An 18,155-nucleotide genomic window follows, 5' to 3' on the forward strand; every position below is an offset into this window, starting at 1 on the left:
CAGGCGGGTCCGAGACGGCCGGCGCGCGGGTCGGGCGTCGCGGGCCCGGCCCGGCGGTGGGTCACCGGCCCGGCGGGTCAGACGTAGCGCTCGAGGATGCTCGACTCGGCGAGACGGGACAGGCCTTCGCGCACCGCCCGGGCCCGGGTCTCGCCGACGCCGTCGACGGTCTGCAGGTCGTCGACGCCGGCGGCGAGCAGCTTCTGGAGGGTGCCGAAGTGGTCGACCAGCCGGTCGACGACCATCCGCGGCAGCCGCGGCACCTTCGCCAGCATCCGGTAGCCGCGCGGGCTGATCTGCCGGTCGAGGATGTCCGCCCCGCCGGAGAAGCCGATCACCCGGGCGAGCACGGTGAGGTCGAGCAGGTCGGTCGGGGACATCGCGGACAGCTCGGCGAGGACCTGGGCGGCCGGCCCGGCCTTGGAGCCTGCCGGCAGGTAGTCGCGCACGGTGAGCTCACGCTCGGTCTCGACACCGGCCATCAGCTCCTCGAGCTGCAGCGACAGCAGCCGCCCGTCGGTGCCGAGCTCGACGACGTACCCCTCGATCTCGTCGGCGATGCGGCGCACCATCTCCAGGCGCTGACTGACGGAGATCGCGTCGCGGACCGTGACGAGATCCTCGATCTCCAGCGCCGACAGGGTGCCGGCGACCTCGTCCAGGCGCAGCTTGTATCGCTCGAGGGTGGCCAGGGCCTGGTTCGCGCGGGACAGGATCGCCGCCGAGCCGTCGAGCACGTACCGACGCCCGGCCACGTACAGGGCGATGATGTGCATCGACTGGCTGACCGAGATGACGGGGTACTCCGTCTGCTTGGCGACGCGCTCCGCCGTGCGGTGGCGGGTGCCGGACTCCTCGGTCGGGACGGTCGGGTCCGGGACGAGGTGCACGGCCGCGCGCACGATGCGCTGCAGGTCGGAGGACAGCACGATCGCGCCGTCCATCTTCGCGAGCTCACGCAGCCGGGTCGCCGAGAACTCGACGTCGAACTCGAAGCCGCCGGTGCACAGGCCCTCGACGACCTTGTCGTGGCCGAGCACGATCAGCGCGCCGGTGTGGCCGCGCAGGATCCGCTCAAGGCCGTCACGGAACGGGGTTCCGGGGGCGACCGCGGCCAGTGTCGCCCGGAAGATGTCGTCTCCGGGTGGTCCTGCCATCAGGCTCCCTCAGCTCCTCGGCTCCCCGCGTCTGCGCCTGCCCTTCGATGCTATCGGGGCGGCCGGCGCCGGGGGTCCCGTCGATCACAGGGTAATGAATACCGGTTGTGTCGACTTGTTGAATATTTACGTGTCGTACATTCGAGCAATCGCGCCGATCAGGTCAGGCACCTCGGTGACCGTCATACCCGGCACCTCCGCCCCCGCGCCGGCCGGAACCAGCGCCCGGCGGAATCCCAGCCGGGCCGCGGCGGCCAGCCGCCGGGGCACGCCGCCCACCGCACGCACCTCTCCCGCGAGCCCGACCTCGCCGAGCGCGACGAGATCCGCCGGCAGCGGCCGGTCCCGGAAGGCACTCACGACCGCCAGCGCCGTCGCCAGGTCCGCCGCGGGCTCGGCGAGGCGGACCCCGCCGACGGTCGCCGTGTAGACGTCCGACCGGCCGTAGCGCAGCCCCGCCCGCCGCTCCACCACGGCGAGGATCATCGCCACCCGGGCCTGGTCGAGCCCGGACACCGCCCGGCGGGGGACCTGGGCGGACGACTCGGCCACGAGGGCCTGCACCTCGGCGACGAGCGGGCGGCGCCCCTCCATCGTCACCGTGACGCAGGTGCCCGGCACGGCCACCTCGGCGCCGCCGCCGGAGCGGGACAGGAACAGTCCACTCGGATCGGCGATGCCGTGGATGCCGCCGTCGTCCATCTCGAAACAGCCGACCTCGTCGGCGGGGCCGTACCGGTTCTTGCCGGCGCGGACCAGCCGCAGGGTCGAATGCCGCTCACCCTCGAAGTGCAGCACGACGTCAACCAGATGCTCCAACAGGCGCGGGCCTGCCACCAGGCCGTCCTTTGTCACATGCCCGACAAGGATGACCGCGAGCCCAAGCGCCTTCGCCGTGCGGATGAGCGCGGCGGTGACCTCGCGGACCTGGGTGACCCCGCCGGCGGCACCCTCGACCCCGGCCGCCGAGATCGTCTGCACCGAGTCGACCACCAGCAGCGCCGGCTGGACCTCCTCGACGTGGTGCAGGACGGCGCCGAGGTCCGTCTCGGCGGCGATCCACAGATCCTCGTGCAGCGCGTTCGTGCGCCCGGCGCGCAGACGCACCTGAGCGGCCGACTCCTCCCCGGTGACGACCAGGGCCCGGGAGCCGGTGGCCGCGCTGCGAGCGGCCACCTCGAGCAGCAGGGTGGACTTGCCGACGCCGGGCTCGCCAGCGAGCAGGATCACCGCCCCGGGCACCAGGCCGCCGCCGAGCACGCGATCGAGCTCGTCCACACCCGTCGGGCGCCGGCGCGCGGCCGTGACGTCCACGGCGACGACGGGCTGGGCCGGGGCGGTGACGACCGCCGCGGCCCCCGCCCGCGGGCCGCCGATGCCCGCGCCGCGCCGCGGCGCGGGCGCCTGGGCCTCGAGCGTTCCCCATTCCTGGCAGCGCGAGCAGCGCCCGGCCCAGCGGACCGACTCCACGCCGCACCCGCTGCAGCGGAAGCCGCCCGACGCGGCCCGCCCGGAGCCGCGGCCGCCCCCGGCCGCCCGCACAGATGTCATGGTCGCCACGTTAGCCCGCGGGTCCGACAGCACGGGGACGGCCGGCGACCGGTCCCGCCACCCAGGTGCCGGGACGAGCGGGCGCCGACCGCCCTGGCCGCCCACCGCGGCGGCCCCGGGCGCCCGCACCCGCGCGCGGGTCAGCCGGTGGTGGTGTGCGGGCTCGCGGAGACCGTCGGCGTCGCGGCGGTGCCGGCCGGGACGGTCGGGCTGGCCGTCGGGCTGGCCGTCGAGCCCGGGGTGGCCGTGCCCGGCGTCTGCGCGGCGGCGCTCGGGCTGGCCTCGCCCGGCTCGGCGGAGGCACCCTGGGCCGCGGGCTCCACCGGGACGTCCAGGGTCACGCTGCCGGCGTGCGCGAACGTGAACGTGATGGGCAGCTGCGACCCGATCAGCTGGTTCTTCCGGACGCCCTGCAGGCTCGGTGCGGAGCCGTTGGCGATGAAGATCCGGTCGCCGCCCGCCGGGATCTCGGCTGGCGTCGGCGGCCGGCCCCCGGCGGCGCCGGGCGAGGTCACCGAGACCAGAGTGTCGGGCGTGGAGCCCGCGTTGAAGAACGCGGAGACGACCTGGGCCGACTCGCCCTGGGCCACCGGCCCGGCGACGTAGACGTTGCGCAGCGTGATGGGGCCGACGGCGCCGGCGACGCTGTTCGTCGTCGTGCGGGCGCTGTTGGTCATCGCGTCGGTGCCGGAGGCGCAGCCAGCCGCGCCGCCCGCGCCGAGGGCTGTGGCGAGCATGGCCACGCCGACCCGGCGGGAGGCCATCCGCCGCCGGAACCCGCCGCGCCTGGCGGCGTCGTCGCGGGCGGCCGCGGGCTCGGCCGCGACGCCGGCGGAGGTGATGACTGACGGGAAACGGGCACCCGGACGGCGGCTCACAGCTCGGTGGCTCCTCCTGCACAAGACCGGCGCATGGCGGCGCCGGTGCTGGTCGACGGCCGCCGCGGGGGACGGCCGACCCGGCGGAGCTCCGGCGCCGGCGGTCGGTCCCGACCGGCCTGCCGGGTCACCCCCGGGTGCGCGGATCGGCCCGCCGCCGATGCCAGGTGGGACAGCACACTGTCGGTGGGAGTCGCCGCGCGGGGCTAACACTAGCCATCCGGGACTGCCACGTGCGGAGCCCGCGGGGGTCGTCCCGGCCCGTGCGGGCGGGCCCGCGGGTGCGGGGCGCGGTGCCCGTGCGGCGCCTGACCCCCGCCCGAGCGGCGCCACCGGCGAGGACGAGCCCGCTGGGGGCCGGGACGGGCAGGTCGGCGACGTGGGCAGAGTCACGCCCCGGACGGGGCCGGACGGGGCTCGGCGCGGCGGGCGTGGCCCGGCGTGCGCGCGACGTGGCCGCCGTGTCGGCGGGCGGGCGGCGAGCGGGCGCGCTACGTTTGCCACGCCCTTCGCGCTCAACGTTCGGCCAACAACATGTCCGCCGGTCGTCCGTTTTACCTGGTAGGGCTGTTCGGTGTGGTTGCGCGGCGATGTGGTGCGCCGCGCGTGGATGCGGGTCGGGCCCTGCCCCCCGGCGGCGAACGGCCGACGGAAGACGCTGTCGGGCCCGTCACCATGGCGTTGCGGGCGTTGCCCTTGCAGCGCGCGTCTGACCTGCGGCGATGCGTGCGTGTTACGCTGGTAGAGGCGGAAGGGGCACGTGACACATGGCGTTCCAAGTCGGCGAGACCGTTGTTTACCCGCATCATGGTGCTGCTCTGATTGACGCGATTGAAACTCGGGTCATCAAGGGCGAGGAAAGACTCTATCTCGTACTGAAGGTCGCTCAGGGCGATCTGACTGTCCGGGTTCCGGCCGACAACGTCGGCATGGTCGGGGTGCGCGACGTCGTCGGGCAGGACGGGCTGGAACGGGTGTTCGAGGTGCTCCGGGCACCGCACACCGAGGAGCCCACAAACTGGTCCCGGCGTTACAAGGCGAATCTCGAGAAGCTCGCGTCGGGTGACGTGAACAAGGTCGCAGAGGTCGTTCGGGACCTGTGGCGTCGTGATCGTGAGCGGGGCCTTTCCGCGGGCGAGAAGCGGATGTTGAGCAAGGCCCGGCAAATTCTCGTCAGTGAGCTCGCGCTCGCGGAGGGCACCAACGAGGACAAGGCCGAGGCGATGCTTGACGAGGTTCTCGCCGGCTGACCGCGGATCTCCCGCGAGCAGAGCTCCCGACAGATCCCTCGTCGGGCGATCTGACCGACCGGCGAGATACTCCGGAATTGGATTTCCCGGCGGGGCCGGCGCGGACGCAGCGGCGTCCAGACCGGCTCTGGGCCCGAGTGGTTCGGCGGCAGTGCGGTTCGGGCGGCGCGGGGGAGCCCGGGCCCGTCCCGCCGTACCGTGCCCACCCGCCCGTGCGGGCCCGGGTCGGCCGGCTCGCGCCCGGTCGAGCACATAGGCCATGCTCTCGTGGTGGATGGCACACGGGAGGTCTGGTGATGGGCGAAGGTCCCCAGCCGCGGGCGGTGGGCCCTCGGGTCGCGGCGATCGTGCCGGCGGCCGGCCGCGGCGAACGTCTGGGTGGCGGCACCCCCAAGGCGCTGCGCGCCCTCGGTGGCCGGCCGATGCTGGTGCGATCGGTCGAGGCGCTTCGGCGCTCCGAGTCCGTGACGCAGATCGTCGTGGCGGCGCCGCCCACCCTCGTCGAAGTCGTGGCCCAGCTGCTCGGCCCGGACGTGCGGGTGATCGCCGGCGGCGCGGAGCGGGTCGACTCGGTCCGCCGCGCGCTCGGCGCGGTCGACGACGACGTCTCGGTCGTCCTCGTCCACGACGCGGCCCGCCCGCTGATCCCGCCGGCGCTCGTCGACGCGGTCGCCGCGGCGGTCATCGCGGGCCATCCGGCGGTGATCCCGGTGCTCGGGCTCGGCGACACGGTCAAGGAGGTCGGCCCGGACGGCCGAGTGATCCGTACCCCACCCCGGGACGGCCTGCGCGCCGTGCAGACCCCGCAGGGGTTCCGCCGGGACGTGCTCGCCGCCGCCTACGCCCTGCAGGACGTCCCGGTGACCGACGACGCCGGCCTGGTGGAGGCGCTGGGCGTCCCCGTCACCACCGTTCCCGGCGCGCAGGAGGCGTTCAAGGTGACCCGACCGCTCGATCTGGTACTCGCCGAGGCGTTGCTGGTTCGCCCGTCGGCGAGCGACGCCCGCGCCGGGGCGGACGCCTGTGGAAGCAACGCGGGCATGGACGCACGGAGGTCCGGGTGAGCTCACCGACCCGACCGCCCGCCTCCGCCTCGGTGACCACGACGCTGCTGCCCCGGGTCGGCGTCGGGGTCGACGTGCACCCCTTCGAGGCCGGTCGCCCCTGCTGGGTGGCCTGCCTCGAATGGCCGGGCGAGACCGGGCTCGCCGGGCACTCCGACGGCGACGTGGCCGCGCACGCGTCCTGCGACGCTCTGCTGACCGCGTCCTGCCTCGGTGATCTCGGCAAGGTCTTCGGCACCGACCGGCCCGAATACGCCGGTGCGTCCGGTGCGGTCCTGCTCGCCGAGACGGCCCGGCTGCTCGGCGCCGCCGGCTGGGTGATCGGCAACGTGGCCGTCCAGGTGGTCGGCAACCGGCCGCGGATGGCCGCCCGCCGCGAACAGGCCCAGGAGGCGATGGCGGCGGCGCTGGGCGCGGCGGTGAGCCTGTCGGCGACGACCACCGACGGGCTGGGCCTGACCGGTCGCGGTGAGGGGCTGGCGGCGATCGCCACGGCCCTCGTCGTGCGCGCCTGAGCGGGCAGTTCGCCCGTCTGCGTATGCCGATCGGGCATCGGCCGGTAGCGTGCCGCAGCGGAGTGAAAGGCTCTCCGACACTGGCCGCTGCCCGAGGAGTCTGATGGCTGACCGCCTTCCCGAGACGGTGCGGGCCCTCGCTGATGCCCGGACATACGTGGTGCTGGCGACCGTGCAGGCGGACGGCTCGCCGCGGATGACCGTGCTCTGGGTGGACCGTGACAACGACGATCTGCTGCTGTCCACGGTGCGCGGGCGGGCCAAGGAGCGGGACATAGCCCGCGATCCGCGGGTCGGTCTGATGTTCTTCGACCAGAACGATCCCTATGCCTACGTGGAGGTGCGGGGCACCGCCACGCTCACGGAACAGGGTGGTCGAGAGCTGATCGACCGGCTGTCGCTGAAGTACACCGGCGACATCTACCGGTGGGACGATCCGGAGGAGGTCCGGGTCGTCATCCGGGTGGTCGCCGACCGCGTACTGACCGTCGGCTGACCCCGCCTGGCTGCCCGCGGCCGCGGTCCGCGCCGTACTCTTGACAGATGGGACTCCACCTCTACGACACGCGCAGGCGGCGTGTGCGGCCATTTGAGCCGCAGCGCCCCGGTCACGTGGGCGTCTATGTGTGTGGGCCCACCGTGCAGTCGGCGCCGCACGTCGGCCACCTGCGCACGGCGCTGCCGTTCGACCTGCTGCGCCGGTGGCTGACCCACGGCGGCCTCGACGTCACGCTGGTCCAGAACGTGACCGACATCGACGACAGGATCATTGTCAACGCGGACCGGGACGGCACCTCCGTCTGGGAGCTCGCGACCCGGCAGACCAGGGCCTTCGACGACGCGTACCGGACGGTCGGTATCCTGCCGCCCTCCATCCAGCCGCGGGCCACCGGCCACATCCCGGAGATGATCGCCCTCATCGGCGCGCTCGTCGACGGCGGCTACGCCTATCCGGGCGGTGGCTCGGTGTGGTTCCGGGTCGGCCGGTTCGCCGATTACGGCGCCCTGTCACACCAGCGGCCCGACGCGATGCTCCCCTCGGCGGAGACCGAGCCGGGCAAGCGTGATCCGCGCGACTTCGCGCTGTGGAAGGCGGCCCGGCCCGGCGAGCCGTCGTGGACCTCGCCCTGGGGGGACGGCCGCCCCGGCTGGCACCTGGAGTGCTCCGCGATGGCCGGCAAGTACCTGGGGCCGTCGTTCGACATCCACGGCGGCGGGCTCGACCTCGTCTTCCCGCACCACGAGAACGAGCGCGCCCAGACGGTCTGCGCCGCGGACGGCGGGGCGGGCACGGGCGAGATGGCCCGCTACTGGATGCACGTCGGCCTGCTGACCACCGGCGGGACGAAGATGTCCAAGTCGCTCGGGAACTCGGTGCTCGTCGCCGACGCCCTCGAGGCGGTCCGGCCGCAGGTGCTGCGCTACCACCTGCTCTCGGCGCACTACCGGTCGACGCTGGAGTACAGCCCGGAGGCGCTCGCCGAGTCCACCGCGGCGCACGACCGGGTGGAGACGTTCGTCCGCAACGCGCTGGACATCCTTGGCGGCCCGGGTGAGGCCGCGGCGCTGGCCGCCGACGACGGCCCGCCCGACGCCGGCGCGGGCCGATCCCACGGTGCGGGCGGCGCCGAGGCGCCCACGCCCGCGCGGGTGTGGGCGGACTTCGCCGCCGCGCTGGACGACGATCTCGCCGTGGGCCGGGCGCTCGCCGCCATCTTCGGCGCGGTCGGCCAGGGCAACCAGGTGCTGTCGAAGGCGCACAGCCGGGCGCTCGCCGGCTGGGCGGAGGTGACCCGGCGGATGCTGGCCGTCTTCGGCCTCGATCCGCACGAGCAGTGGCCGTCCGCGGGCGCCGAGCTGCGCTCGGCGCTCGACGGGGTGATGCAGATCGTGCTGGACCTGCGGTCGGCGGCCCGGTCGAGGCACGACTACACCGAGGCCGACGCGATCCGCTCGCGGCTGGCGGCCGCCGGGCTGGTCGTCGAGGACACGTCCGAGGGCCAGCGCTGGCACCTGGCCTAGCGGCTGGGCACCCGTCCGGGGTACCCGGGTCCAGGGCCCGCCCAGGTGGGCAGCGATGATCGACGGCACCGGCCCGCGTGACGTACGGGCCGGTGCCGCCGATCGGGCCGCTAGCGGGCGCGCAGCGTGATACGGGTCCAGGCGCCCAGGTAGACGCGGTCCCCGTCCCGCAGCGGGACGGGCTGACCGGGCTCGATCGGGTCGGGCTCGTCGTTGAGCCGGGTGCCGTTGGTCGAGCCGGGGTCGCGCACGGCGTACCCGCCGTCGGGGAGCTGCTCGAACATCGCGTGGCTGCGGGAGATGCCCGGATCCTCCGGCGCGCCGGACAGGTCGATGTCCGGGTGGATGCCGCGGGACTCGCTACGCCGGCCGATCAGCATCTTCGGCCCGGTCAACGCGAACACCCGGCGCGGGTAGAAGGTCGGGAACGGCACGCGGTGGTCGTCACCGCTGTCGTAGTACTCCCGCTCGGCCTCGACGATCGCCTCCCAGACCGAGGCACCGGCCGGGGCCCGGTCGGGTTCCCGGTCCCAGCCACCGGCGCCGCGCGGGTCGTCGGCGGGGTCGCGGGGATCGCGCCGAGCGGCCGCCCGGGGGTCGCCGCGGCGCGGGTCGTCGAGGTCCGCCTCGTCCAGGCGGGGGTCACCGCCCTGGCGGGCGTAGCGCGGGTCGGTGGTGTGCCGAGGGTCGCCACCGCGCCCCTGGAAGCCCCGCTCCGGCGCCACGCTCGGGTCGAGGCCCAACGGGTCGGCCTGGTAGCCGTAGCCGCCCTCGTCGCGTCGGGCCCGGCGGGCGTCCGGCTCCCGGTCGAGCTCGTCGCCGTAGCCGCGGCCGTCCCGAGCCGGCGGGTACCCGCCGCGGTCGGGCTCGGCGTAGCCGCCGCGGTCGTCGCCACGGGCCTCGCGCGCCGGCGGCGGGTAGCCGCCGCGGCCGTCCCGGTCGTCCGGCTCGCGGCCGTAGGGGTCGCGGCCGCCGCCGTCGGGATAGCCGGCGGGCGCGCGGTCATCACGGGCCGTCGGGTAGCCGCCGCGGCCGTCCCGGTCGTCCGGCTCGCGGCCGTAGGGGTCGCGGCCGCCGCCGTCGGGGTAACCGGCGGGCGCGCGGTCATCACGCGCGTCCCGGCCGGGCGGCGGGTAGCCGCCGCGGTCGTCCGCCGGCCAGTCTCGGGCGTAGGGATCACGCCCGCGGTCGGCCCGCTCGTCCGGGCCCGGCCGGTCGTCGCGTCGCCGGGCGTACGGATCACGGTCGTAGCCAGCGGGCGCGTCGTACCCGTCCGCCTGGTAGCCGCGCCCGCCACGGGGCTGGTCGGCGTAGTCGTCGCGGTCGTACCCGCCGTAGGGGTCGCCGCCGCGCGGCGGGTCCGAGACCCCGGCCAGGTCGGCTGGCGACCGCCGGATGCCGAGCGGGTCGTAGCCCCCGCCCCCCGCGTCCGGACCGTCCGGCTGTGCCGGCCCGCGCCGGCGCTGACCGCCGGGCTCGTCCGTTCCGTAGGGAGACCGACCGCCGTCGTCCGGACGGTATTCGTACCTCTCCTGACCAGTCATGATCCCAATTCCGCACCGATCGCAGTTGTCGGGTCGTGAGACAGGTGCCCCGCAGGGCGACGTCCCCTCACCTGATCACCGGTTCACCCGGACGGTCGTCGTCGACCGAGTCAAGGATCGTCTTCTCGATCTGCTTGACGTTCGTCTTCAACCGAACCGTACCTGTTGTGCCATCGTGGATGTGAACCGCCTTCCGTAGGAGGTGGTGGGGGTCCGCGTTGCCCGGTTTCGGGCGGGCTCGCACCGCACGTCCCGGCACCAGTGTCGCAGTGGCCCCGGCGTCGGCCGGACGCGCCTCGGGCGCGCGCCGCGGGCGGTCCGGCGTGGCGACGCCCGGGGCCCGGCGCGGCGGACGGGTGCCAGGGGAGCGCATCAGGTGTCCACTCTGGCCGCGACCACGGTGATGTTGTCGTGGCCGCCGGCGTCGATGGCGAAGTCGACCAGGTGGCGGGCGACCTCGATCGCGGAGCAGTGCGCCGGCAACTGGTTGACCAGGGAGGCCATGACGTCCGGCCGGGAGGCGTAGTTCCACAGCCCGTCCGAGCAGACGATGACGGTCGCCGGGGTCTCGATGGGGAAGATCTCGGTGTGCGGGGCGACGTCCTCGACATCTCCGCCGAGCCAGCGGGTCAGTGTGTGCGCCCGCCGGTGCGTCTCCGCCTCGTTGGCCGGGATGAGGCCCGCCCGCGCGGCCTCCGCGGCCCAGGTGTCGTCCGAGGTCAGCCGCTCGCACCAACGCGGCCCGAGCAGGTAGACGCGGCTGTCGCCGACCCAGCCGACGGTGACCATGCCCGGGCCGTCCGGCGTCGGCGGGGTGACGATGGCCGCGGCGAAGGTGCACGACGGGGCCATCCGCCCCTCGGCCGCGCTGAGCTGGGCGATCGTGGACTGGGCCGCGTCGACGGCGGCGTGCAGCGCGGCCTCGGCGTCCTCCGGGGAGAAGCCGCCGACGATCGCGCGGGGTGCCGTGCGCGGCTCGTCGTAGTCGTCGTACTCCGGCTCCAGGATGTCGAGCATCTCCTCGGCCCGGCTGCCGCCGCGCGGCGCGCGCCCGTCGTGATGGACGGTGCGGCCGGGGCCGTGCGCGCGCACCGCGTCGGCCAGCACGGCCATCGCGGTGGCGGCCGCCGCGGCCGACGCCTGGCCGGAGCCGGGGGTGGTGGAGACGCCGTCGCAGACCACCGCGATGAGGGTGCCGTAGACGACGGCGAGGCCCATCGCGTCCTCGTTCGTCGTGTGGCGCACGCCCCGGTCACACACACCGGCCAGCTCGCCGAGGTCCACCTCGCTGTGGTCGTCGTCACCGCGCGCCGGGTCCGGGCCCTGCAGGGCGTGGCCGCAGACCTCGCAGTAGCGGTCGTCGGCGTAGACGGGCGCCGCGCAGACCGGGCAGCGGCCGAGATCGTCGTCCGGTTCGAAGGGACCGCTGCCGGTGAGCTGGTAGGCCACGGTGGGCGCGTCGTCGTGCGGATTGAGGTCCACGGGTCACGCCGCCGGGAGGGAACGCTCGCGTGCGGGCGGTGTGCGCAGAGCCATGTGCTGGGTGCCTCCTGCCCCTGCTGGTGCGGTCGTCGGAACTCGTCGGCCGGTCGTGCGGGCCCGGTCGGTCGCAACGGTCGGAATGGTCATCACGGATTCATGGGGATGTATTCTCCCAGTTTCCCCGGGGCCGCGTCGATGACCGAGATCGCCACCGGTGGGCCACGGTCCGGCGTTTCCTCCTTCGTCGGTGCGCAGGCTTAGGAGAGCGTAAGGGTCGAGTGTCGACGATGGGACCGGCCATGCCCTCGCCGGGGCAGGTGGGATCGGCCGGACGATGGCCGTGATCTGCCATCGGGCACACCGCTGGTCACCGTGCGACCACGAGCGGGCGACGACACGCACCGGACCCTCCTGACACGGCCGAGGGCAACCGGGACCACTCAGGCCGCCGGCGGAGGACCGCCGCCTCAGAATAGGGCGCGGCGGTCCCGTGAACGACCATGTCGGGGCAGGTTGCAGGGTCCGGCCGGCCCGCGCTGCCAGCCAGGGGCCCCTGGCCGGGTGGGGGCCGGGCGCCGCGCGCGGGCCCGGTCGGTGAGATTGGCCGTATACCGTGGTCGCATGGTCGTTTCCAGCGCGCCCGCAAGTCGGTGGTACTGATGGCCGGCGCCGCGCGCCGGGGCGGCGGCGGCATCGCCCGCGGTGGCCAGGGCGGCCGGGCCGGCAAGTCGGGTTCGCATCGCAAGGGGGCCGCCGCCGGAAGCGGTGGGCAGGGGCGCAAGGCGCTGGAGGGTCGCGGGGCGACCCCGCCGGCGCAGCTGCGGCCCGGCCATCCGGCGCAGCGTCGGGCGGCCGCGCAGGCCAGGGCCGCGCAGGCCGGGGCCGCACCGGGCCGCCCCGCCGAGCGCGGGCGGCCCGACGCGCCCCGGCGGGGTGACAGTGCCCGGGACCGGGCCGGGGCCGGTTCCAGCGCCGAGGCGCGCGGGGGCGGTGCGCCCTCCCGCGGCGCGGGTGGGGCCCCCGCCGGCGCGCGGTCGCGGCGGGTCGAGGCGGACGAGCTCGTCGTCGGGCGCAACCCCGTCGTCGAGGCGCTGCGGGCCGGCGTCCCGGCGTCGACGCTGTTCGTCGCCGCGGGCCTGGACTTCGACGAGCGGCTCGAGGACGCCCGGCGGCTCGCCGCGCGCGCGGGCATCGCGGTCGTCGACGTGGGCCGGCCGGATCTCGACCGCATGTGCGGCACCGCGCCGCACCAGGGCCTCGCCCTCTCTGTGCCGCCGTTCCGCTACGCGCACCCGGACGATCTGCCCGCGCGGGTGCCCGCCGGCGCCGCGGGCCTGCTGGTCGCGCTTGACGGCGTGACCGACCCGCGCAACCTCGGCGCCGTCGTGCGCAGCGCGGCCGCGTTCGGGGCGCACGGCGTGGTGGTGCCCGAGCGGCGGGCGGCCGGTATGACGGCCGCCGCGTGGAAGACCTCCGCCGGGGCCGCCGCGCGGCTGCCCGTGGCGCGCGCGACGAACCTCGCCCGTACCCTCACCGCCTACGCCGGCACCGGCCTGTTCGTGGTCGGGCTGGCGGCGGACGCGCGGCTCAGCATCGATGAGCTGGCGATGGCCACCGACCCCCTCGTGCTGGTGGTCGGCTCGGAGGGCCGCGGGTTGTCGCGGCTGGTCGAGGAGCGCTGCGACGTGACGGTGCGGATCCCGATGGCCGAGGACGTCGAGTCGCTCAACGCCGGGGTCGCCGCCGGGGTGGCGCTCGCGGAGATCGCGCGCCGCCGCCGCGAGACCTGACCCGAACCGGGCCGTGGCCGTCACGCAGCCGAACCATGTGCCGCGCAGCCACCGGGCCCGGTCCGACCGCCCTGTAGCCTCATCGGACTGACGAGCGTCGGGCTGTCGCGGGGGTAACGGTCGACGTGCAAGGCGAGTGGCGACCGGCAGCGTGGCTGCGCGTGCTGCCGCGGCTGCGGCCGGGGATGGGCGCGTCGCGGCCGCGTGCGCTGCCGCGGCTGCTCACGGCCGTCGGTGGCCCTGGGCCGGCCGCGCTGCCCACCACCGCGCTGCCCACCACCGCGCTGCGCCGGGCCGTGGCGGTGATGTTCGCCGGTCTGCGGGCGTGCGCGCTGATCGTGAACGTCGCACTGGTGCTGCTCTGGCGGGGCTGGTACGCCGGTCATCCCGTCGCTCTGGCCGCGGCCTCGGCGACCGCCGCCTGGTCGGTGATCTTCATCGTCGTCGCGCTGCGCCGCGGCGTGGGGCGGGCGCTCGCCGGCGCGTGCGTGGTCGTCGCGGTGTTCCTGCTCGCCGGGGTGCGCTGGTGGTTGCCGCCCGACCTCGTCGGCGACCCGGCGTCCTGGGTGCTGATCGCCTCGTCGCACGCGATGGTGGTGGCCGCCTGGTGCTACTCCCCGCGTCGCTACCTCGCGGTCGTGGCGCTGACGGGGGGCGTGGCGGCCGGCGAAACGGCCCTGGCCGGCGCGCCGTCCCCGGCGTCGGCGGTGATCATCGTGACGATCTCGCTGTTGGCCCGCTACCTGCTGACCCAACTGCGCGCGCTCGCCGAGAGCGTGGAGCGCGAGCTCGTCGCAGTGGCCGAGTCGCGGGCGGTCGAGATCGACCTGCGCCGGCTGCTGCGGGCCCGCCGGGACCGGGAGCTGGTGATCCACAACGCGGTGCTCAACACCCTCACCGGCATCGCCTGGGGCGGCGGCGAGGATGAGGAGCTCGCCCGCCGCCGCTGCGCCGACGGAGCGGCCGCGCTGCGCGGGCTGCTGGGCGAGCAGGACACGGCCGTCGGCGCCGTCCCCGACGGCGACGCCGTGATCTCCGTGGAGCGGCTGCGGTCGCTCGTCGCGGTCGAGATCGCCGCGGGTCCCGCGGACGACGGGGATGGCCCCGCCGGCACAGACGGCACAGACGGCACAGACGGTGGGGACGGCCCAGACACGAGCGGGAACACAGCGGCCGGCGCCGACAACGGCGTGGAGGCTGCGGCCGGCGCCGGTGGGCGGCGGCTTGCCTACACCGCGCAGCTGCGCCGGCTCACCTGCCGCACGGCCGGGCTGTGGCTGCTCCTGCTGGCGGCGCCGGCGGCCCGGGTGTGGCCGTACGTGCGGTCGGCGCCGCTCGCGGTCGCGCTGTTCCTCCTGCCGCTGGCGGCGGTCGCCCTGGCGGGCCGGCGGCTGCGCTCGGCGCCGCTGGCGCGAGGCCAGGTGGCCGCCGTGGTCGCCGTCTGCGCGATGATCGCGATGGCCGGCGCGTGGAACGCCGGCGGCCGCGGGGGACAGGTGATGGTCTGGCCGATGGCCGCGATCGCGCCGCTGATGATGCTGGTGACGGTGTCCTGCGTGGCGTGGTGCTGGGCGGCGCCGACCATCCTCGTCACCGCGATCATGATCATCTCGACGCTGGCCGTCGCCCCGGGGGATCCGCTCGCCCTGTCCCACCTGCTGATGGCGCTCTACTACCTGTGGCTCATGCAGAGCTGCCTGGTCGTGCTGCGATCGCTGGTGTCGAACACGGTCGAGGCCAGGACCTGGGCGGGTCGGTCCGGGCAGGAGCTGGCCCGGCGCGCGCGGCTGCTCGACCAGGCCCGCCGGCGGCGGCGGGGGCTGCTCGACTCGGTTGAGCGCGACGTCGTGCCGCTGCTCGCCGAGGTGGCCGCGGGCCGGCTTGACCCGCGCGCGCAGGCGGTGCGGACGGACTGCGGCCGCCGAGCTGTGGCCATCCGGCGGCTGCTGTACGACGACGTCGCCGTGCACGGGGCGATCGGCGAGGTCATCGACGCGGCCGAGCGGCGTGGCACGCTCGTGTCGAGCCAGATCCTCGGTGGGCTGGACGAGCTGCCGGCTCCGGTGCGCGGTGAGTTCGTCGAGCAGCTGCACCACGCGCTGTGGGCGATGACGAGCCGCCGGGTGCTGCTCACGGTGAACGCGGACGCGGACGCGGCCAGTCTCTTCCTGTCCTGTCCCTGGCCTGGTGGGCGGCTCCCGCCGGCCCCGGCGGGGCGGGACATCGACATGATCGTCGATGTCGAGGACGGGCAGCTCTGCGTGGAGCTGCGCTGGCCGACCGAACCGCGCCCGCTGCGCGCCGCCTCGGCCTGACGCCAGCGAAAGGCGTGCCGGGCTGCAACGAGCGGAAGCCCCGCCTCCCGGGAGGGAGAGACGGGGCTTCCGGAGCCGCGCGCTGGGTCGCGTCGCCTCGCGCCGGTCGGCTCACGATCTGTCGAGCACGATCCGATTGATCATGTGCGGATCAGAACCGGCCGAGTGCGGATGTCGGCGCGGTGATTCGGGGCCTCAGATCCGGTGACCCCAGCAGGGCTTCGACGCGTACCACGGGCTGGTGCCCGCCTGTGCGTACAGCTTGCGCGCCATCTGCCACTGCTCCGCGACGCTGGCGTTCTGCGGCAGGCCCTTGCCACCGAGACCGTGCCAGGTGCTTGGCAGGAACTGGAACAGTCCGCCGGCGCCGATGGAGTTGACCGCGCGGGGGTTGCCGCCGGACTCACAGGGAACGACGGCGCGCAGGAAGTGGTCGGCGTTCGGGGCCGCGCTGGCCGGCTGGGACAGCGCGAGGCCGCCGCCCACGGAGGCAGCGAGAGTGGTGGCGAGAACTGCGGCCCGGGTGCTGAGCTTGATCCGGTTGAGGCCCCGACCGAGCGTACGAGCGTTGGACATGTAGTAGTGCCCTTCCCCACGCCTGCGAGGTGAGCTGTCGGGTTCGGGCTGGGAATGCCCGGCCACCGCTGGTGGCTTCACCCCTAGGACGCCTGCGTTCGACGCCCGGAATTGGTTCCCCCGTTCCTGCCACAGGTTTGGTTCTCATCGGGTGGGGGCAGGATTCGGCGTGCCACCCGACGTCTGCCATCAGTTGACGGCATGGCGACGAACATAGCCGAGCGTGACGCCGGTAAGGCAAGGGAAAGTGAAGATGGACACAGTGCTGTCTAACTTCTTTTCATGACCTTGTTATCGAGGTTTCGCGCGCGCCCACGCGCTCGATTGTAGATGTCGTTCCAGGTCGATGGAATACCTTTTTTGTGACGGCTCCGGCGCGCAGTCGAAAGAATAACGCGGACCGTGGCAGATCCCTTTCCCGGCGTGGCGGCGTGGTGCTTTTTGACCATCGCCGGTGGCATTGGCGCGGCCGCGGTGAACCGTGGCTGTCGCGGCCGTGGAAAAACAGTTCTCCGGCGAGACCGAACTATACGACACGGTGGACGGAAACCGGACTAGCGGGATGTGTCCGTTCTTCCGGACGGCCGGCGAGGTGGGCGCAGCGTCACCGGTCGGGCGGCTGCGAGGACCAGTCGGAGGACATCGGGAGACGCGGGGCGCCCCGGCAGGCGGGGCCGCCGCCGCGGCGCCCCGCGAGCCGTTCTCAGGGGCTGTAGGTCCAGGCCGAGCCGGTCCCGCGGTACTGCTCCACCGGGATGGGCGCGGTGCCGGGCCGCATCCGATCGGTGTACAGCTGCCCGAAGAGGTGATCGATCTCGTGGGCCACCAGCCGGGCGAGGCCCTGGCGGTAGACCGTGATGTGCTGGCGCCCGGAGATGTCGGTGTGCTCGACGTGCAGCTCCAGCGGGCGTGGGACCAGGCCGCGGACGTCGAAGAAGCTCAGGCAACCCTCGTACTGCTGGTCGGTCTCCGGCGAGGACTCGATGACCCGCGGGTTGAGCAGGGTGATCGTGTCTTCGTCGGCGGACCGCACGATGGCGGCCGCCCGGTTGATCCCGATCTGGGGGGCGGCGATGCCCATCCCCTTCCCGAAGGTGTGCAGCGCGGAGACGCGTTCCATCGCCGACGACAGTTCGGCGACGACCCGGCGGGCGTCCTCGGCCTCGCCCGGCAGCTCGAAGAACCTCGCCGGCTGGCGCAGGATCGACTCGCCGGCCTGGACGATGCCGGTGGCGGCCATCTGCTCGCTGGGCCGGGGAGCCGGGGTCGCCGCCGCGCCCGCGCCGGCCGGTTCACCGGCGGCGCCGGCCCGGGCGGCCGCCGCGGCCCGGAAGTTCCATTCAAGGCGATAACGGGCGTGCAGCGGCGGATTGTTCGTCGACCAGGTGAAGATCCGCCGGTCGTCGGTGTCGGTCCGGGCGATCGCGGTGCGGAAGGGGAAGGCGTCCGCGGTCATCGACGTCTCCATACCCCACACCACCGGGTCGACGTCGGCGGGAAAGTCCAGCACCACGGAGAGAAAGGTGGTCGGCACGCGGACCGCACGCTGGAACCAGGGGCCCCACTTCTCCTCCCGCACCCGGTAGCTGTATTCGATCCAGGTCGACTCGCCCGGATAGAGCGGGAATCGGCCGCGGCTGTTCTCGAACAGCAGCCAGACCTCCTTGAGGGCGTCCCAGTCGGTCTTCACCTGGCAGGCCATCTGCTCGTCGCCGCAGCGCGCGCTGAGCTGCAGTTCGTCCCAGCTCAGCGGATCGCGGCGGTAGAGCCGGGCAGCGCGTTCCTGGTCGCCGGGGAACCGGTCGACCGAGATTCGCATGAGGTAACGGGTCACCGGCTCGACGCCGGTGTTCAGCACCAGCCGCCGCTGGTGCGCGACGTACATCCCGTCGTCGTAGCGCAGCTCGGCCCGGTCCTCCTCGACGACCAGGCCCCCCGCGACCGCCGCGCCCCGGCCGCCGGCACCGGGCGGCGCGGCGGGGTCGGACCCGCCGGCCGCGCCCGCCTGGCC

The 18,155-nt window shown here is 74.6% G+C and carries 15 protein-coding genes and 1 riboswitch; of the genes, 7 read left to right on the forward strand and 8 right to left on the reverse strand.

The features are described 5' to 3' along the window. Positions 1–77: 77 nt before the first annotated feature. From disA to AC6EXY_RS27435, 3 genes are all read right to left on the reverse strand, one after another. Positions 78–1,157 (reverse strand): DNA integrity scanning diadenylate cyclase DisA, encoded by a 1,080-nt coding sequence (gene disA / locus AC6EXY_RS27425; RefSeq protein ID WP_101834065.1) that lies wholly within the window; start codon positions 1,155–1,157, stop codon positions 78–80. 126 nt (positions 1,158–1,283) lie between these two features. Further along, positions 1,284–2,708 (reverse strand): DNA repair protein RadA, encoded by a 1,425-nt coding sequence (radA, locus tag AC6EXY_RS27430; RefSeq protein WP_207770502.1) that lies wholly within the window; start codon positions 2,706–2,708, stop codon positions 1,284–1,286. Positions 2,709–2,848: 140 nt separating this feature from the next. After that, positions 2,849–3,586: a copper chaperone PCu(A)C domain-containing protein gene (locus tag AC6EXY_RS27435; protein WP_101834067.1), complete on the reverse strand. Its 738-nt coding sequence runs from the start codon at positions 3,584–3,586 to the stop codon at positions 2,849–2,851. 767 nt (positions 3,587–4,353) lie between these two features. Between AC6EXY_RS27435 and AC6EXY_RS27440 the strand changes: the two genes are divergently transcribed. The 5 genes from AC6EXY_RS27440 (at position 4,354) to cysS (ending at position 8,437) form a co-directional block, all read left to right on the forward strand. Continuing rightward, positions 4,354–4,836 (forward strand): CarD family transcriptional regulator, encoded by a 483-nt coding sequence (locus tag AC6EXY_RS27440; RefSeq protein ID WP_009741775.1) that lies wholly within the window; start codon positions 4,354–4,356, stop codon positions 4,834–4,836. 296 nt (positions 4,837–5,132) lie between these two features. Beyond that, positions 5,133–5,900 carry a 2-C-methyl-D-erythritol 4-phosphate cytidylyltransferase gene (ispD, locus tag AC6EXY_RS27445; protein WP_101834069.1) on the forward strand — a complete coding sequence of 256 codons (768 nt, stop codon included), beginning with the start codon at positions 5,133–5,135 and terminating at the stop codon, positions 5,898–5,900. Between the two features lie 32 nt (positions 5,901–5,932). After that, on the forward strand, positions 5,933–6,415 hold the full coding sequence (gene ispF / locus AC6EXY_RS27450) for a 2-C-methyl-D-erythritol 2,4-cyclodiphosphate synthase (protein ID WP_101834154.1): 483 nt from the start codon (positions 5,933–5,935) through the stop codon (positions 6,413–6,415). A 103-nt stretch (positions 6,416–6,518) separates the two neighbouring features. After that, positions 6,519–6,911 (forward strand): PPOX class F420-dependent oxidoreductase, encoded by a 393-nt coding sequence (locus AC6EXY_RS27455; protein ID WP_101834071.1) that lies wholly within the window; start codon positions 6,519–6,521, stop codon positions 6,909–6,911. A gap of 47 nt (positions 6,912–6,958) precedes the next feature. Next, positions 6,959–8,437 carry a cysteine--tRNA ligase gene (gene cysS / locus AC6EXY_RS27460; protein WP_101834073.1) on the forward strand — a complete coding sequence of 493 codons (1,479 nt, stop codon included), beginning with the start codon at positions 6,959–6,961 and terminating at the stop codon, positions 8,435–8,437. A gap of 110 nt (positions 8,438–8,547) precedes the next feature. Here cysS and AC6EXY_RS27465 read toward each other — a convergent pair whose 3' ends face one another. The 3 genes from AC6EXY_RS27465 to AC6EXY_RS27475 form a co-directional block, all read right to left on the reverse strand. Continuing rightward, positions 8,548–9,981, reverse strand: a complete 1,434-nt coding sequence (locus AC6EXY_RS27465; RefSeq protein ID WP_499842431.1) for an FHA domain-containing protein — start codon at positions 9,979–9,981, stop codon at positions 8,548–8,550. 67 nt (positions 9,982–10,048) lie between these two features. Further along, positions 10,049–10,354, reverse strand: coding sequence for a hypothetical protein (locus tag AC6EXY_RS27470; protein ID WP_499818997.1), 306 nt, complete (start codon positions 10,352–10,354; stop codon positions 10,049–10,051). Beyond that, a complete protein-coding gene (locus tag AC6EXY_RS27475; protein ID WP_101834077.1) occupies positions 10,354–11,463 on the reverse strand; it encodes a PP2C family protein-serine/threonine phosphatase in 1,110 nt (369 codons plus the stop codon). The genes AC6EXY_RS27470 and AC6EXY_RS27475 overlap by 1 nt, the downstream gene beginning before the upstream one ends. 659 nt (positions 11,464–12,122) lie before the next feature. Here AC6EXY_RS27475 and rlmB point away from each other — a divergent pair. Next, positions 12,123–13,253 (forward strand): 23S rRNA (guanosine(2251)-2'-O)-methyltransferase RlmB, encoded by a 1,131-nt coding sequence (gene rlmB / locus AC6EXY_RS27480; protein WP_101834079.1) that lies wholly within the window; start codon positions 12,123–12,125, stop codon positions 13,251–13,253. Positions 13,254–13,414: 161 nt separating this feature from the next. Then, entirely contained in the window at positions 13,415–15,568 is a 2,154-nt protein-coding gene (locus tag AC6EXY_RS27485) for a hypothetical protein (protein WP_499817027.1), read from the forward strand. A gap of 195 nt (positions 15,569–15,763) precedes the next feature. Here AC6EXY_RS27485 and AC6EXY_RS27490 read toward each other — a convergent pair whose 3' ends face one another. After that, positions 15,764–16,144 carry a transglycosylase family protein gene (locus AC6EXY_RS27490; protein WP_101834083.1) on the reverse strand — a complete coding sequence of 127 codons (381 nt, stop codon included), beginning with the start codon at positions 16,142–16,144 and terminating at the stop codon, positions 15,764–15,766. A gap of 4 nt (positions 16,145–16,148) precedes the next feature. Continuing rightward, positions 16,149–16,297: riboswitch (cyclic di-AMP (ydaO/yuaA leader) on the reverse strand. 550 nt (positions 16,298–16,847) lie between these two features. Then, positions 16,848–18,155: peptide deformylase (locus AC6EXY_RS27495; protein ID WP_499842432.1), on the reverse strand; the 1,308-nt coding region annotated here is incomplete at its 5' end.

It is taken from the genome of Frankia sp. RB5 (assembly GCF_059816245.1).

Bases quoted from the DNA above. Each gene is read 5' to 3' on its own strand.
- AC6EXY_RS27455 (WP_101834071.1), top strand. From the start codon at position 6,519: ATGGCTGACCGCCTTCCCGAGACGGTGCGGGCCCTCGCTGATGCCCGG.
- radA (WP_207770502.1), bottom strand. From the start codon at position 2,708: ATGACATCTGTGCGGGCGGCCGGGGGCGGCCGCGGCTCCGGGCGGGCC.
- AC6EXY_RS27490 (WP_101834083.1), bottom strand. From the start codon at position 16,144: ATGTCCAACGCTCGTACGCTCGGTCGGGGCCTCAACCGGATCAAGCTC.
- AC6EXY_RS27470 (WP_499818997.1), bottom strand. From the start codon at position 10,354: ATGCGCTCCCCTGGCACCCGTCCGCCGCGCCGGGCCCCGGGCGTCGCC.
- rlmB (WP_101834079.1), top strand. From the start codon at position 12,123: ATGGCCGGCGCCGCGCGCCGGGGCGGCGGCGGCATCGCCCGCGGTGGC.
- cysS (WP_101834073.1), top strand. From the start codon at position 6,959: ATGGGACTCCACCTCTACGACACGCGCAGGCGGCGTGTGCGGCCATTT.
- AC6EXY_RS27440 (WP_009741775.1), top strand. From the start codon at position 4,354: ATGGCGTTCCAAGTCGGCGAGACCGTTGTTTACCCGCATCATGGTGCT.
- disA (WP_101834065.1), bottom strand. From the start codon at position 1,157: ATGGCAGGACCACCCGGAGACGACATCTTCCGGGCGACACTGGCCGCG.
- AC6EXY_RS27465 (WP_499842431.1), bottom strand. From the start codon at position 9,981: ATGACTGGTCAGGAGAGGTACGAATACCGTCCGGACGACGGCGGTCGG.
- ispD (WP_101834069.1), top strand. From the start codon at position 5,133: ATGGGCGAAGGTCCCCAGCCGCGGGCGGTGGGCCCTCGGGTCGCGGCG.